We start from the raw sequence: 13,689 nt of genomic DNA, 5'->3' as shown, positions 1-13,689 counted from the left end.
TTTGATGACTGGAGTTTTTATTCTTCGATTAAATGAAACGGAATAGAGGTGGGACGAACACTCGCCCCACTCTGCTAATTGTTATCAGTACAAATAATGGTTATCAGCACAAATAACGGCTATCAGTACAGACCAGATGTAAAGTGCATGCCGTAGAACACATTGCGACCTAGAATCTCTGCAACGAACAATGCAACGAATGCCACGATAACTAGCAAGTTCTTCTGACGACCTTCTGCGGTAAACAACTCAGCGAATACCCAAAGAGCAGCAGCAACCACAAGCAACAACACATGACCAGCAACATAGCCAGACAGCATGGTGATTTGATCCAAGCCACTGTGAATCGCCGTTGAGATACCTGCGAAGTAAATCGTCTGCATTACTGAGAACGCTAGGTTCAGCGCAATCAGACTTACACCAGCCCACATTAGGCGACGATTGGTTTTCTCAGCCGTCACGTCCAATACGTTGATCAGCGTGTAACCGAACATCAGACCCGAAGTCACGACCGTGAACCAAAACGCAACCGTTGTCATTGGTGAGTACCATGCTGGTACCGTTTCGATTTGGTAAACATTTGCCATCGCGAACATGAAAATCACGCCAACCGCGATAGACAACCAGTTCACGATTTTACGAACGCCTTCGCTGCCGATTTTTAGAATCGTTAGCAACCAGTACAAACCCGCTAGAGACAGAAAGCTGGCACCCGTTAAGATCTCGTTTGATAGCGCCGCACTACCAACACGGTTTAATGCGTTGAATGCACGGAGTGGGCTACCTAAGTGAGTGGTTGAGAACAAGAAACCCAACCCCATCACAACCAAAATTGCGAAACGTGCGATGTTCATACGAGGTTCTGTCACGCGTGGTGGCTTGCCGAATTTCTCGAACGCATTAACCGTTAGGTGCGCGCCAACCGCTGTTTGAGCAAGAACCGTAAAGGCAACTAATGGTGCTTCGTATAACATTATTTCACCTCTCTTGGATTCTGTAGGAAACCAGTGCGGTCGTTGGTTGGACGACCATTTGGATTTAGCTTCACGATCAGGTTCGGGCTAGTAATGCGAGAATCTGGCAGTGGTGCCACATCCGCGTTTGAACCGTATTTCGCGCGTAGCTCATCAATTGGACCAAACTCAATCGCACGCAATGGACAGCTATCAACACACACTGGCATTAAGCCTTCTGCGACACGTTCGTAACAGCCATCACACTTAGTCATGTGACCTTTTTCTTCGCTGTATTGAGGTGCGCCGTAAGGACACGCCATGTGACAAGATTTACAGCCGATACACACGCTTTCATCAACAACAACAAAGCCGTCTTCTTCACGCTTGTGCATTGCACCTGATGGACAAACCTTGGTACACGCAGGGTTAGTACAGTGGTTGCAAGAAATCGATAGGTAGTACGCAAACACGTTTTGACGGAACGCGCCGTTTTCTTCTGTCCAGTTGCCGCCTACGTATTCGTAAACACGACGGAAGTTACGATCGATACCCAGATCTTTGTTGTCTTTACAAGAGAGCTGACATGTTTTGCAGCCAGTACATTTGCTTGAATCAATGTAAAAGCCATACTGCTTCGCTGTGCTCATTATTTAGCCCCCATTTTCTTAATTAGCGTCACTTCAACGAGGTTGGTATGGCTCGGGTTCGATTTAGCCAACGGGCTCGGACGTTGTGTCGTCAGTACGTTGATTGAACCCGCTTGGTCAACACCTTTACCATTTGGTGAGTACCATGCGCCCTCACCTAAGCCAACGATGTGTGGCATGATGCGTGGGGTTACTTTTACGCGAACGTTCATTTCACCGAACTTGCTGCGCACGCTAACCAAGTCACCGTTATCGATGTTGCGTGACGCTGCATCAATCGGGTTAATCCAAAGTTCCTGTGGTGCCGCTGCTTTTAGGATGTCGACGTTGCCGTACGTAGAGTGCGCACGAGCTTTGTAGTGGAAACCCGTCAGTTGAAGTGGGTACTCTTTACGATCAGGAGAATCCCAGCCATTAAACGTCGAAACGTATTCTGGTAATGGCTTGATGGATTCATCTTCGTCCAATTCCCATTCTTCGTTTATCTTCGCTAACGTCTCTGAGTAGATCTCAATCTTGCCCGATGGCGATGGTAATGGGTTCGCTTCTGGATCACGACGGAAGTCTTCGTACGCCACGTGTGGACGGTCGAATTGCTTCTTATAGATACCCTGCTTTCTCATCTCATCGTAAGACGGCAAGTTTGGATCGTTGTTTTGTTTAACGGTCTGAGCGTACATCCATTGCAGCCACTCTTCTTGAGTGCGACCTTCAGTAAACTCATCAAACACGCCCATGCGCTTCGCCACACCAGACATGATGTCGTAGATAGGTTTGCATTCGAAACGAGGTTTAATCGCTTGGCTTGCAAAGATGAAGTAAGGCATTGATGCAGCCGCACCATCCATACAGAAATCCGATTGCTCTGACGTTGTGCAGTCTGGCAATACAATATCGGCATACTTCGCAGACGACGTCATGTGGTTGTCGATCACCACAATCATTTCACACGCTTTTTCATCTTGAAGAATTTCGTGTGTGCGGTTGATGTCTGAGTGTTGGTTAATCAGACAGTTACCTGCGTAGTTCCAGATAAACTTGATGTTGTTTTGTAGCTTCTGAACACCTTTAATGCCATCGGTCAGGTCTGTCATTTCCGTACCGCGGTAAATCGCGTCTGTCCAAAGGAACATTGGGATAGAAGCACTGATTGGGTTTGGCACTTTCGGGAAGCGTTGGAATGGGTATGAGTGGTTACCTTCACGAGCACCAGTACCACCACCTTGCAAGCCAACTTGACCACGTAGCAATGACAACATCATTACCGCTTTACACGCTTGCTCACCATTTGCTGAGCGTTGTAAGCCCCAACCTTGTGTAATGTAAATGCGTTTAGCATCGCCAACTTCGCGTGCAAGTTTCAAAATCACATCTGCTGGAATGCCCGTAATAGGCTGTGCCCACTCAGGGGTTTTCTCGATGCCATCTGGGCCAGTACCCATGATGTAATCTTTGTAGCTGCCGTTTTCTGGCGCTGATGCCGGAAGCGTTTTACGGTCGTAACCCACACAGTAACGGTCAAGGAAGTCTTGATCGACTTTGTCTTCCGTAATCAATACATGGGCGATGGCTGCAATTAAAGCGGCATCTGTACCGTGCTTGATAGGAATCCATTGGTCTTCACGGCCTGCTGCGGTGTCAGTGTAACGAGGGTCGATACAAATCGTGCGAGTGTGACTGATGTTTTTCGCATCCACATAGTTGTGAACCTGGCCACCACCCGACATACGGGTTTCTGCTGGGTTGTTACCAAACATCAAACATAGGTCTGCGTTTTGAACATCGTCAATTGAGTTGTTATCAACGAACGAACCGTAGAAGTACTCCGACATACATTCGATGTTTGCTGCAGAGTAGTCACCGTAGTGATTTAGGTAACCACCACAAAGGTTCATCATACGAGCAACCAATGTCGCGCTCGGATCCCAACTCTTAGTTACTGTGCCACCAAGCGTACCTGTACCGTAGTTTAGGTACACCGCATCGTTACCGTGGTCTTTAATAATGCGTTTTAGGTTATCACCAATGAGGTCAAAGGCTTCGTCCCAAGTGATGCGTTTGAACTTACCTTCACCACGCTTACCAACGCGAAGAAGTGGGTATTTCAAACGGTCTGGCGAGTAAACACGGCGACGCATAGAGCGACCACGCAAACAAGCGCGAACTTGGTGATTATGGTTGTACACATCATCACCCGTGTTATCGGTTTCTACCCATTGAATTTCACCGTCGACCACGTGCATACGAAGCGGACAACGAGAACCACAGTTTACGGTACATGCCGACCAGACAATTTTTTCGTTTGGTTTTGCTGGTGTTTCTTTGGCAACCGCTTTAGTTGCAAACGGGAGAGAAAGCGCGTTTCCTGCTAACGCCAAAGCGCCAAGTGCAGAGCCGCCCTTTAAAGCATCACGCCGAGTAATATTAAACTTACCATTTTGACTCATGGTTTTTTCCTAAATTACGTTTTTGAATTTGGTCGTGGCGCTTAATTAATGGCTTTAAGTGGGGAAAGAACACTCGTTAGAAATAAAAGACATAGAGATTGTATTTTCAAAATAGGCATTCATTGAAAATATCTAATTTCGCTTTAATTAATACACAAGACAAATCAAAGCAACATTTCTACAAAACCATCAATTAAGCTAGATAGCACAGGCCTTGAGCAACTAAGGCATGGCCACCCGCCACTATTAATATCCTTGTAGATTTAAGGGGTGATAATCTTGACCACAGTCAATTATTAAAAAATACAAAATGCAATCTTATATTTCATTTCAACGTTTTATATGAATGAAATATTAATAGGTCAGAGAGGTGTCAATTCAATTAAATATTAGAATAGTTTTTAAATTGAATGGATAACAATTACAAATACAGAAGAATGGAAATAAGAATAATTACCAATTAACAGGAAATAAATAAGCCTCATGTCAAGATGAGGCTTATTCATATTTGTTTTTAGCTAAGCTTAAAAATCGTACTGGAAGTAGATCGTATTGTAGTTACTGCCGCCTTTGATACGGCCAAACTGAGAGGCGTTCTCGAAGATTGCACTGCGGTGATGCAGTGAGTAGCCGACCCACATGTTCTCCCAGTCTTTTTGGTTGAACAGGTCACCGACGTTTACATCCAATGAGAAATCGAGATAGTTGAGCAAGTTGCTTGGTGTGTAGCCCTTCTCTTCCATCTCTGTCCCTTCGATATAGGTAATGTTATCGATGTAAGACATACCTTCTGCAACACCAAAACGCCATTTCGTAGGCCAATTAAAGGTGTAATACGCTTTAATCGCCATCACGTATTCAGTGCTAGAAGATTGCACGTCTGACGACCAATGGTGAACAAGACCTGGGGTTAGATAGATATCTAGAGGTAAGCCAAATAGCTCGTCAGTCAGCGGATGCCCGTAGAAGAACGACGTCAGTTGGTTGTTGTATTCGTCTTTCTCAGCATTGAACTTAAAGATGTCACCCATGTTAGAAGGTGTTGCCCAGCCATGTGCAATTCGAAGATACGGACGATTACGCAAATCTGACTTACGCTCTTTGCCTTTATCGTTGAAGAAGCCAAAGCCGACGAACACTTCACCCTGGTAACGGTCTTCTACGATTTGACTGTTGTACGCTTCACTATCCAGACGAGTGATGCTGGTTTCACCCAATAGATACAGATTAGAAATTACGTGGTAACGTGCTTTGATACCTAAGTTCGCATCAATGCCCGCACCAATTTTCTCACCCGTTGAGTCTTTAAATGAATAGTACGAACTGTTGAAGTCGGCATCTTTATAACGAATGGTAAAAGAGGGTTCTAACTCCCAATCGCCCAATTCATAGTTAGCCGCGATACGGTAGTTAGAGTGAAATTGAAATTCGTCATCCGTCATGACTTCAAATTCAGCGCGCCAGTTTTCATCGAAGTTATAACGAATTTGGCCACCGAAATCGACACGATCCCCTTCAAACGCATTTTGAATGGATTTAGGAATATCAACAAAACGTAATCGCATGATGGCACTGGTACGCCAGTTAGAATCGCTCTCATCAAATAAGAACACACCGCCTTCGATACCGTCGATGTACAGGTGTTCGTTTTCAAAGAACATCATTGGCACAAACGTGCTCACCGTTGAGTCATCATTGGCTGTATAAAACGGGATCGATGCCGTTCGGTACATTGCCGCAATGCCCCACTCTTGCTCCGCGTGCTTTGTTTCAGCCAACGCCGAACCGCTCAGCAATAAACCAGAACATACTAACGATGCTCCTACTAGGTGTTTCATAGCTCTCCTATGTCACTGTAATTTGAGAAGGTCTCGATTGAAAAAGAGTATATCTGACTTTGGTCTAAGATCGGGTAAAAATTCCTACAAGACTCCGTCTCCCTTCATATCACAGTACAAACCTTGAGCAATTTATAAATTTATTTTGAATTAACGTCAAATATTCAATTAATTGCACTTAAACATATCGCTTAGTTATCTTTACTCTGCACTCGCATTCCTTATGCAAATAAATACACATAATAAAAGGTAAACTATGCGAAACGTCACTTTATTAACGCTTGCGCCCTTCGCTTTTGCTTCACATGCAGCACAAATTCTGGACCATTCACAAACGGATCTATCTACGGCACTCACTAACACACAACGAGCGTCTTATTCCGCGGCGAACACTAAGCTGAGTTATCGAGACATCAATCGAGTCGAAATCGGTAATCAAATTTTGATTCGCAAACAGCAACTCCATTACGGCATACCGGTTTACGGACACTCCGTTGTAGCCGACCTTTCTACTCGAGGATTTGCTCAGCCTGTCGATGGTGATGTTGTTGTCGGCATTGAGAGCGATATTGATTCAACCCTACCCATGATCAGTGGCAAGCAAGCCATTGAGATCGCAATGGGCAACCGTCAAGGTGTCGCAGCAAGCAAATCTCCAAGTAATGAAAACTCGCCAAGTGATGAAAACTCGCCAAGTGATGACGCTCAGGCAGAGCTAATGGTCTGGTTAGACGAACAACAAATCGCGCGATTGATTTACAAAGTCGATGCAATCCAGATTAAGAATTTCCGCCCTTCTCGCCCTATCACTTTGGTGGACGCAAAATCAGGCGAGATCGTCGACCAATGGGATGGGATCGCGTTTTTGGAAGCCGAAGGACCGGGAGGCAACCGCAAAAGCGGCCGTTACTACTTTGGTCCCAACACCAAGTTTGGTGGATTCCAAGTTAATCAATACTGCCAAATGGACAGTGAAAACGTCATTACCCTCAACATGAACAACCAACAATGGGGTGGCCAAGTTCATCGTTTTGACTGTAACGTGAATAACTATCGAGAAGTAAATGGCGCCTACGCTCCAATGAATGACGCGCACTACTTTGGTCAACGCGTGTTTGATATGTACCAAGATTGGATTGGTGCACGCCCTATTCGTCAGAAGCTAACTATGCGTGTTCACTACGGTTCGAACTATGGGAATGCCTTTTGGGATGGACGCCAAATGACCTTTGGTGACGGCAATAACTCAATGTACCCACTGGCAACGTGGGACGTTATTGCTCATGAGGTTAGCCATGGCTTTACCGAGCAAAACTCTGGGTTGGAATATCGCGGTATGTCAGGCGGAATGAATGAGTCATTTTCCGATGTCGCCGCTGCAGCACTTAGCCAATATGTGCATGGCAGCTTTAACTGGAAGATGGGCGAACACGTGATGAAATACTCGCCAGCTATGCGTTACTTCATCAACCCAAGCCATGACGGTTCCTCCATCGACCATATCAACCAATACTACAATGGCATCGATGTGCACCACAGCTCAGGCATTTTCAACAAAGCCTTCTACCATTTGGCAATGAGCCCAAATTGGGACATCAAGAAAGCATTTGTTGCTTATGCGACGGCCAACCAACTTTACTGGCAACCTAACTCGAACTTCCAACAAGGTGCGGAAGGCGTTTGTAAAGCAGCACAAAAACTAGGATACGATGGCTCTGCAGTAACCTCAGCGTTCGCAGAAGTTGGGGTGCAAGTAATGAACTGCGGCGATACACAACCAACGCCAACACCGAATCCTGAGCCAGAGCAAGGGACGACAGAGCTGGAGATCAATATGCCAACACCTGTTGAAATCACACCGAATGGCGAACAACAGTTTGTCTTGCGTCAGTCTCCGGCTGATGAGGTATGGGTGCAAACTTACAATGGCTACGGCAATGTCGACATGTATGTTGCAATCGACCGTCCAGCAACACTTTCTGACTACGACTGCGTTTCGACTAACCAAGGTAACCACGAGTATTGCGGTTTCAGTGGTATTAAAGGAGCTGATATCTACGTGCTCGCGGCGAACACTCAAGGCTCATCGGACGTTTATGTGGCAGTGAGCGCAGAGTTAGAAGCGCCACAACCAGAACCAATTCCACAAGATCAATGCGCAGACCTAGAAGAGTGGTCTCCTTACTATTACTACCCTGCGGGCACGGCGGTTAAATACTGGGGCAATCACTTTGTCGCCTCACAAGATAACTGGGGTGCGAATCCATTCGATAACTATTGGCTATGGACTTTTGAAGGCAGCTGCCAATAACCCAACCTCCCCCTTTAACAAAGAGCTCGGAAACGAGCTCTTTTTCTTTGGTTGATTACTCTGCACGCAATCAAACACGAAACGGTCAAAATTCTCTCTTCTCTCAGCAATGAGATTTAGATTTTTGCCAGATTCGCCGATACAATAGAAAACCAATGACCAAAGCCGCAGTTTATCGTGAAAGCATCCGAACTCATCTCCATAATCAACAACTTGCCGGAAGGTAGCGACCCCGATATCGTGATGGGTGAAGAATGGCTACCAGAACGCTTGGAAAGCACCACTCTTGATGGTGACATGCTGTTTATGCATTTCGATAACGCACCAGAAGATGGCCAAGGCGAAGAAGAAGGTCGCGGTTTTGTTGATCATGAAATCGACCTGATCCGTACTCGTCTACAGCAAATTCTCGATGAAGACAGCGACAGTGCATCTAAAGCCGATGCTATGTTAGGTTTATTTCTGATGGGACATGAACTTAGTAGCTCGCAAGTTATCGAAATACTCGAAGAAGATTCAGAACACTGATTCAAAATATTAAGGAACCGCTTTGCCAACATCGCTCAACACCAACGAACTTTCCTCTCTTCCTCTGATTGTTGCCGGTCCGATTTTAAGAAAAGTCACCGCAACGGAAGTGAACATTTGGTTGGTGACGACGCAACCTCTCGAAGGCTTGGTTGAAATCAGCGATGCAACCACTGGGGAACAGTATTACTCTCAAACAGTATCGCCAGAGCATCTATTACAAGTTGGTAAACGCGCTTGGGTTTGCATGCTCACGCTGCAAGGTGAGTTTCCTACCCATCAAGCGTTGCACTATCAAATCCATACCCAATCCGGTTTGCTAACCGAGTTGATGCCCCACCTTGACTACGGTGAAGACACAGATTCAGCACAAGGTGTGGAGTTCCTAATCAGTGAAAAAGCCGATTATGTCCTGCATGGCTCATGTCGTAACCCACATCATTTTAGTAAAGACACACTAGTTCAAGCTGACACAAAAGTTGCTAGCCAGCAGATAGAAGACCGCCCTGATATGCTCATCATGAGCGGTGACCAAATCTATGCCGATCATGTAGCAGGTCCAATGCTGGATGCGATTGAGCAATTGGTCGAGTTACTAGGCTTGCCTGATGAAGAGTTCACGCAAGCACCAATTAAAAACACGCAAGAGCTGTATCAAAGCCCAGATTGCTTTTATGGCCGAGATAACATTCTGCCCCACTACGTGGACGATGGCAGCTTACTTAGCAAGTTCTTCCCCCATCGTGGCACCCCTATTTTCAGTTCACGTGAATGCGAAAACCATCTCATCAGTTTTGCAGAACTGTTTGCGATGTACCTGCTCGTTTGGTCTCCAGTGCCATGGACGCTAGTCAATCGTGAACGTTTATTGGAAAGAGAGTTTACGACGGGCGGAAAAGCGTTAGAGCCGAAATGGCAACAACATTGGCGTGATGAGAAAGTCCATATCGATGCGTTTGTAGAAGGCTTGGATAAAGTCCAGCGTTTGCTAGCTCACGTTCCTACTTACATGATCTTTGATGACCATGACGTGACCGACGATTGGAACCTAACGGTTGGCTGGGAAAAAGCAGCCAATGAGAACCTCTTCTCACATCGCATCATCGGTAACAGCCTGATCGCTTACTGGCTATGCCAAGGTTGGGGAAACGCGCCAGAAAAATTCAACGCCCCGTTTATGGAGCATGCGCGCCGTTACTTTGAAGAGCTGACTGCAGAATCTCAAGACGAGTTCATAAAGTACCTCTATCGTTTTGAAGATTGGCACTACACGATTCACACCTCTCCAAAAGTGGTGGTACTGGATACACGTACTCGTCGTTGGCGTTCAGAATCACGCATGAATAAACCGTCGGGCTTGATGGATTGGGAAGCCTTGATTGAATTCCAACAAGAGTTGATGCATCAAGACAAAGTGATCATCGTTTCTGCTGCGCCCATGTTTGGTGTGAAGTTTATTGAGACGCTGCAACGCATCATGACCAGTTTTGGTCAGCCGCTGTTGATTGACGCGGAAAACTGGATGGCGCATCCGGGCAGTGCGAATACTTTGATCAGTATTTTCACTCACACCAAAACCCCAACTAACTTCGTGATTCTCTCTGGCGATGTACACTACTCTTTCGCCTATGACATCAAGTTGCGTTTTCGCCGTAATAGTCCAAACATCTATCAGATCACTTGTAGTGGGATTAAGAACCAGTTTCCAGCGCAACTTCTGAGCGCATGTGATGCAATGGATCGTCTGCTGTATAGCCCTCGATCACCATTGAACTTGTTTACCAAACGTAAGCGTTTGAAGATTTTTAAACGCGCACCAAGCAACCACAATTTTTATCGACTCGTGAACCAAAGTGCGATTGGCGAGCTGAGATTGGATGAAGACGGAAAGCCAAATAATATCAGTATCTTAACGAGTGAAGGTGATTCAATCGATTTCCCGCCGACAAAGGTTGAGGAATAAATCCGCTTTTTGGCGGTCAAATACTGTATTGAGCAAAAATGTCATCTCAATCGTATGAGATCTTGATCGAATTTCATCAAGACCTTGAGATTTGCTCAAACCATTACCATCTTAAATAAATAGATAACAGCTTGGTGCTCAACATGTTTAATTCGCTTACTTCATTATTTAAACAACTTATAGAAGGCTCGGACCTTAGCCAATCCAACACGCTGTCACCCAACATGGCGATAGCTTGTTTGCTTTGTGAAGTGGCTGGTGCAGACCATCAAATCGATGAAAGAGAGCAAGCAACCAAACGCTCTTTGATCATGAAATTGCTTTCCCTGACGGAAGAAGAGACCGACACACTACTGAATCAGGCTCAAAACCGATCGAGTGAATCGACTTCCCTTTATGACTTTACGTCTCAACTGCGTGAGCTTTCACAAGAAACCCGCTATGAACTGATTAAGAGTATGTGGGAAGTGGCGTACGCTGACGGTGAAATTGACCCATTAGAAGATGCCGTAATTCGCAAAACAGCGGAGCTACTCTACGTCGATCACAGCGACTTTATCCGAGCGAAATTGCAGTCTCAGTAAAGTGCAGCCTCAATAAAATACAGCCTCAACAAAAATAAGAACCAATAAAAAACGCGCTTCATGAGCGCGTTTTTTGTATCTCTAGTCTGGATTTGACCGAATCAAACATCATCATTTCCGCAAGAGTCTAGCCAACATTGTTGTTATTTATTAATAACGAATTTAGAACTGGCTTATGACGAGCAGACTGAAATCCAATGAAAGATTTATGAAAACAGAAGCTTATAGCATGGTCAGTGCAAGTTTTGCCAAGTTGTATGCATCCACATAACCGGAATGCTGACGACCTTCCCACTCGATACCTTTGGCTTCTTGCGCCGCTCTGTGTCCAATACGTTTTTCTTTAAGACGATTTTGAATGCGGTACAAGGTTGCTAAGTTAATGAACTCGGTAAATGGCGCATCGATGCCTTTTTGTTGGCACTCTTCAAGCAAGATAAGGTCATCACGTCCCCATGATGCGTAAATCTTATTGCGGCCACCGAAGTTCTTCAGCATCGATTTGAGAACTTCTTCTAGTGGTCGACCTTGCTTTTCAATCTTGCGTGGTGTGATACCCGTTAACTCGGCACAGAACAGAGATACTTCATCGTGTTCTGGTTTCACGTAGTATTGCGCGCGCTTTACGATTTCACCTTTCGACAAATCTATTTCAGCCAAACCAACTTCAATGATCTCGCCCGTGCGACCCACGCCGTTTTCATTCCAGCAGCACATTTCTAAATCGAAGCAGACGATACGGTTATGGTTCATAGTTTGTCTTGATTCCTAACGTAAATTTGAAAGCGTGAGATTCTACCGTAACCAATCTCAAAACTCGAATTTGCTCGCTGAATTAATCGCCGATCGATACAGAGTTTCGACCATTTTCCTTACTTTGGTAGAGCTGCACGTCCATTTTGTGGAATAAGCTCTCAGGATCTTCATCTTTGTGCACCGCAGCACCGATGCTCAGCGAACAAATGATTGGCGTATTTTCGTAGTCAAACGGAGAGCTCGCCACTATCCCACGCAGCTTATCTAAGTAGACGGCCAACTCTTCTTTATCCGTCACTCGCGATAAAATGCAGAACTCATCACCACCGGCGCGGTAAAAGCGGTCGCCATCAAGTAGATTTGCGTTCACCAACTTGGTTACGTGCAATAGCGCTTCATCCCCGGCCAAGTGCCCATATTTGTCGTTAATAAGCTTAAAACGGTCAATATCGAAGCCCACTAGAGAGAACTTAATGCCACTATTAATGTAGTGCAGTAAGTTATCGTTAAATACGCGTCGGTTCAGTAATTGGGTCAACGGATCCAACTCTGCCATGCGCTTTAGCTCCACCGTTTTATTGTCAAGCATCACCGCAAGGCGTTCCTTCTCACGTGACTGTAGATTAACGATATAGCTAATCAAGAAGGCGATAACCAAACCCGCGATGCCTGTACCATACAGTACTGAACGCTCCCACGCAGATACGGATTCAGAAAGTTTAAACTCGATGACCCAATCTCGGTTTGGCAAATGAATAGTACGGCTGATGATCTTACCGTTTAGAGCGTCCCAGTTTTCACTCTTAAACAACAGAGGATCGTCGTAAGCATCAAACCCCTTATCTTCAACCTTGACGGACATATCCAGTTCCGTTGCCGTCTTTGTGATCAGTTGATCGAAGTAAGCCGTGCTGCGCACTACCCCAACAACGACACCAAGCAATTCTTGTTTGTCGAAGCTGAATACTGGGTGATAAACCAATAAACCGGTTTTCTCTAATGACTGGTCGTAGCCATCTTGTAATAGACGAACTTTGTCTGAAATGTTGGCTCTGTCATGAGTGATGATGTCATCTAAGATCAACTCAAAACGCAGACGTGAGGAATAAAAGCCAAGCAAAGACAGGTTGGTGGCGGTTCTTGGATAGATATCGGTCGCCACATAAGCAGGTGCATCGTCTTTAAGGATGTATCCGAATGTCTTCTCGCCATCCTTGGGTACGGTAAAGATCTGAAAGTCCGGGAAAGTTTGACGTGTTTTAGCGAGGTAACTTTCTAACTCACTCGGCTTAACACGTTGCATCCATTGTAAAGCAATCAGACTCTCTGAGCTGCCTACTACTTGCTTCGCATAGTAAGGAAATTGCGTCCAGTAAGACTTATCAACGGAGTGAAAAAAGTTCGCACCCGCACCGATGAACTCAAGATCGTTTTCTACGGCAAGTTTAAGAGACTCCGCTTGGCGGTCAGCCAAGGTATCAAAGATGGTCATGGTATAACGCTGTTGAATTTTATAGGCAACACCAACCATGCCAGCGGTAACGATAATGACCGTAATAAAGGCTACAATAGAAGCAGAATATCGTTTGAAAATGCTCTGTTGAGCCGTGCTATATGTCATTTCGTGTTCCACGTTTTTTGCGTGCAATGCTTCGATAA

At 45.4% G+C, this 13,689-nt stretch carries 10 protein-coding genes; 4 read left to right on the top strand and 6 right to left on the bottom strand.

Annotation, left to right across the window (positions count from 1 at the left end; all coding sequences use genetic code 11):
• Window positions 1-122: 122 nt before the first annotated feature.
• The 4 genes from KJB05_RS08435 to KJB05_RS08420 form a co-directional block, all read right to left on the bottom strand.
• Window positions 123-974 (bottom strand): DmsC/YnfH family molybdoenzyme membrane anchor subunit, encoded by an 852-nt coding sequence (locus tag KJB05_RS08435; protein ID WP_009703242.1) that lies wholly within the window; start codon window positions 972-974, stop codon window positions 123-125.
• Window positions 974-1,603, bottom strand: a complete 630-nt coding sequence (locus KJB05_RS08430) for a DMSO/selenate family reductase complex B subunit (RefSeq protein ID WP_005433785.1) — start codon at window positions 1,601-1,603, stop codon at window positions 974-976. Before KJB05_RS08430 ends, KJB05_RS08435 begins: the two co-directional genes overlap by 1 nt.
• Window positions 1,603-4,050: a DmsA/YnfE/YnfF family dimethyl sulfoxide reductase gene (locus KJB05_RS08425; protein WP_208444432.1), complete on the bottom strand. Its 2,448-nt coding sequence runs from the start codon at window positions 4,048-4,050 to the stop codon at window positions 1,603-1,605. The genes KJB05_RS08430 and KJB05_RS08425 overlap by 1 nt, the downstream gene beginning before the upstream one ends.
• A gap of 524 nt (window positions 4,051-4,574) precedes the next feature.
• A complete protein-coding gene (locus tag KJB05_RS08420) occupies window positions 4,575-5,888 on the bottom strand; it encodes a MipA/OmpV family protein (RefSeq protein ID WP_020195926.1) in 1,314 nt (437 codons plus the stop codon).
• 256 nt (window positions 5,889-6,144) lie between these two features.
• Here KJB05_RS08420 and KJB05_RS08415 point away from each other — a divergent pair, with 256 nt between their 5' ends.
• The 4 genes from KJB05_RS08415 (at window position 6,145) to KJB05_RS08400 (ending at window position 11,274) form a co-directional block, all read left to right on the top strand.
• On the top strand, window positions 6,145-8,199 hold the full coding sequence (locus KJB05_RS08415) for a M4 family metallopeptidase (protein WP_208444433.1): 2,055 nt from the start codon (window positions 6,145-6,147) through the stop codon (window positions 8,197-8,199).
• Window positions 8,200-8,376: 177 nt separating this feature from the next.
• Window positions 8,377-8,727, top strand: a complete 351-nt coding sequence (locus tag KJB05_RS08410; protein WP_005442702.1) for a hypothetical protein — start codon at window positions 8,377-8,379, stop codon at window positions 8,725-8,727.
• 22 nt (window positions 8,728-8,749) lie between these two features.
• Entirely contained in the window at window positions 8,750-10,690 is a 1,941-nt protein-coding gene (locus KJB05_RS08405) for an alkaline phosphatase D family protein (protein WP_208444434.1), read from the top strand.
• A gap of 143 nt (window positions 10,691-10,833) precedes the next feature.
• Complete coding sequence (locus KJB05_RS08400; RefSeq protein ID WP_005451837.1) at window positions 10,834-11,274, top strand: TerB family tellurite resistance protein; 441 nt, start codon at window positions 10,834-10,836, stop codon at window positions 11,272-11,274.
• Window positions 11,275-11,496: 222 nt separating this feature from the next.
• Here the strand turns inward: KJB05_RS08400 and KJB05_RS08395 are convergent, their stop codons facing one another.
• Window positions 11,497-12,027 carry a 3'-5' exonuclease gene (locus KJB05_RS08395; RefSeq protein ID WP_005442698.1) on the bottom strand — a complete coding sequence of 177 codons (531 nt, stop codon included), beginning with the start codon at window positions 12,025-12,027 and terminating at the stop codon, window positions 11,497-11,499.
• A gap of 82 nt (window positions 12,028-12,109) precedes the next feature.
• On the bottom strand, window positions 12,110-13,651 hold the full coding sequence (locus KJB05_RS08390) for a sensor domain-containing diguanylate cyclase (protein WP_208444435.1): 1,542 nt from the start codon (window positions 13,649-13,651) through the stop codon (window positions 12,110-12,112).
• Between the last annotated feature and the right edge of the window lie 38 nt (window positions 13,652-13,689).

This window comes from Vibrio sp. B1ASS3 (assembly GCF_905175355.1).
GTDB classification, from domain to species: Bacteria; Pseudomonadota; Gammaproteobacteria; order Enterobacterales; family Vibrionaceae; genus Vibrio; species Vibrio owensii.
The sequence above is the reverse complement of the archived record's forward strand: the minus strand, read 5'-3'. Positions and strand labels throughout refer to the sequence as shown.

Coding starts and splice junctions, on each gene's coding strand:
- KJB05_RS08415 (WP_208444433.1), top strand. CDS start 6,145: ATGCGAAACGTCACTTTATTAACGCTTGCGCCCTTCGCTTTTGCTTCA.
- KJB05_RS08390 (WP_208444435.1), bottom strand. CDS start 13,651: ATGACATATAGCACGGCTCAACAGAGCATTTTCAAACGATATTCTGCT.
- KJB05_RS08400 (WP_005451837.1), top strand. CDS start 10,834: ATGTTTAATTCGCTTACTTCATTATTTAAACAACTTATAGAAGGCTCG.
- KJB05_RS08425 (WP_208444432.1), bottom strand. CDS start 4,050: ATGAGTCAAAATGGTAAGTTTAATATTACTCGGCGTGATGCTTTAAAG.
- KJB05_RS08435 (WP_009703242.1), bottom strand. CDS start 974: ATGTTATACGAAGCACCATTAGTTGCCTTTACGGTTCTTGCTCAAACA.
- KJB05_RS08395 (WP_005442698.1), bottom strand. CDS start 12,027: ATGAACCATAACCGTATCGTCTGCTTCGATTTAGAAATGTGCTGCTGG.
- KJB05_RS08430 (WP_005433785.1), bottom strand. CDS start 1,603: ATGAGCACAGCGAAGCAGTATGGCTTTTACATTGATTCAAGCAAATGT.
- KJB05_RS08420 (WP_020195926.1), bottom strand. CDS start 5,888: ATGAAACACCTAGTAGGAGCATCGTTAGTATGTTCTGGTTTATTGCTG.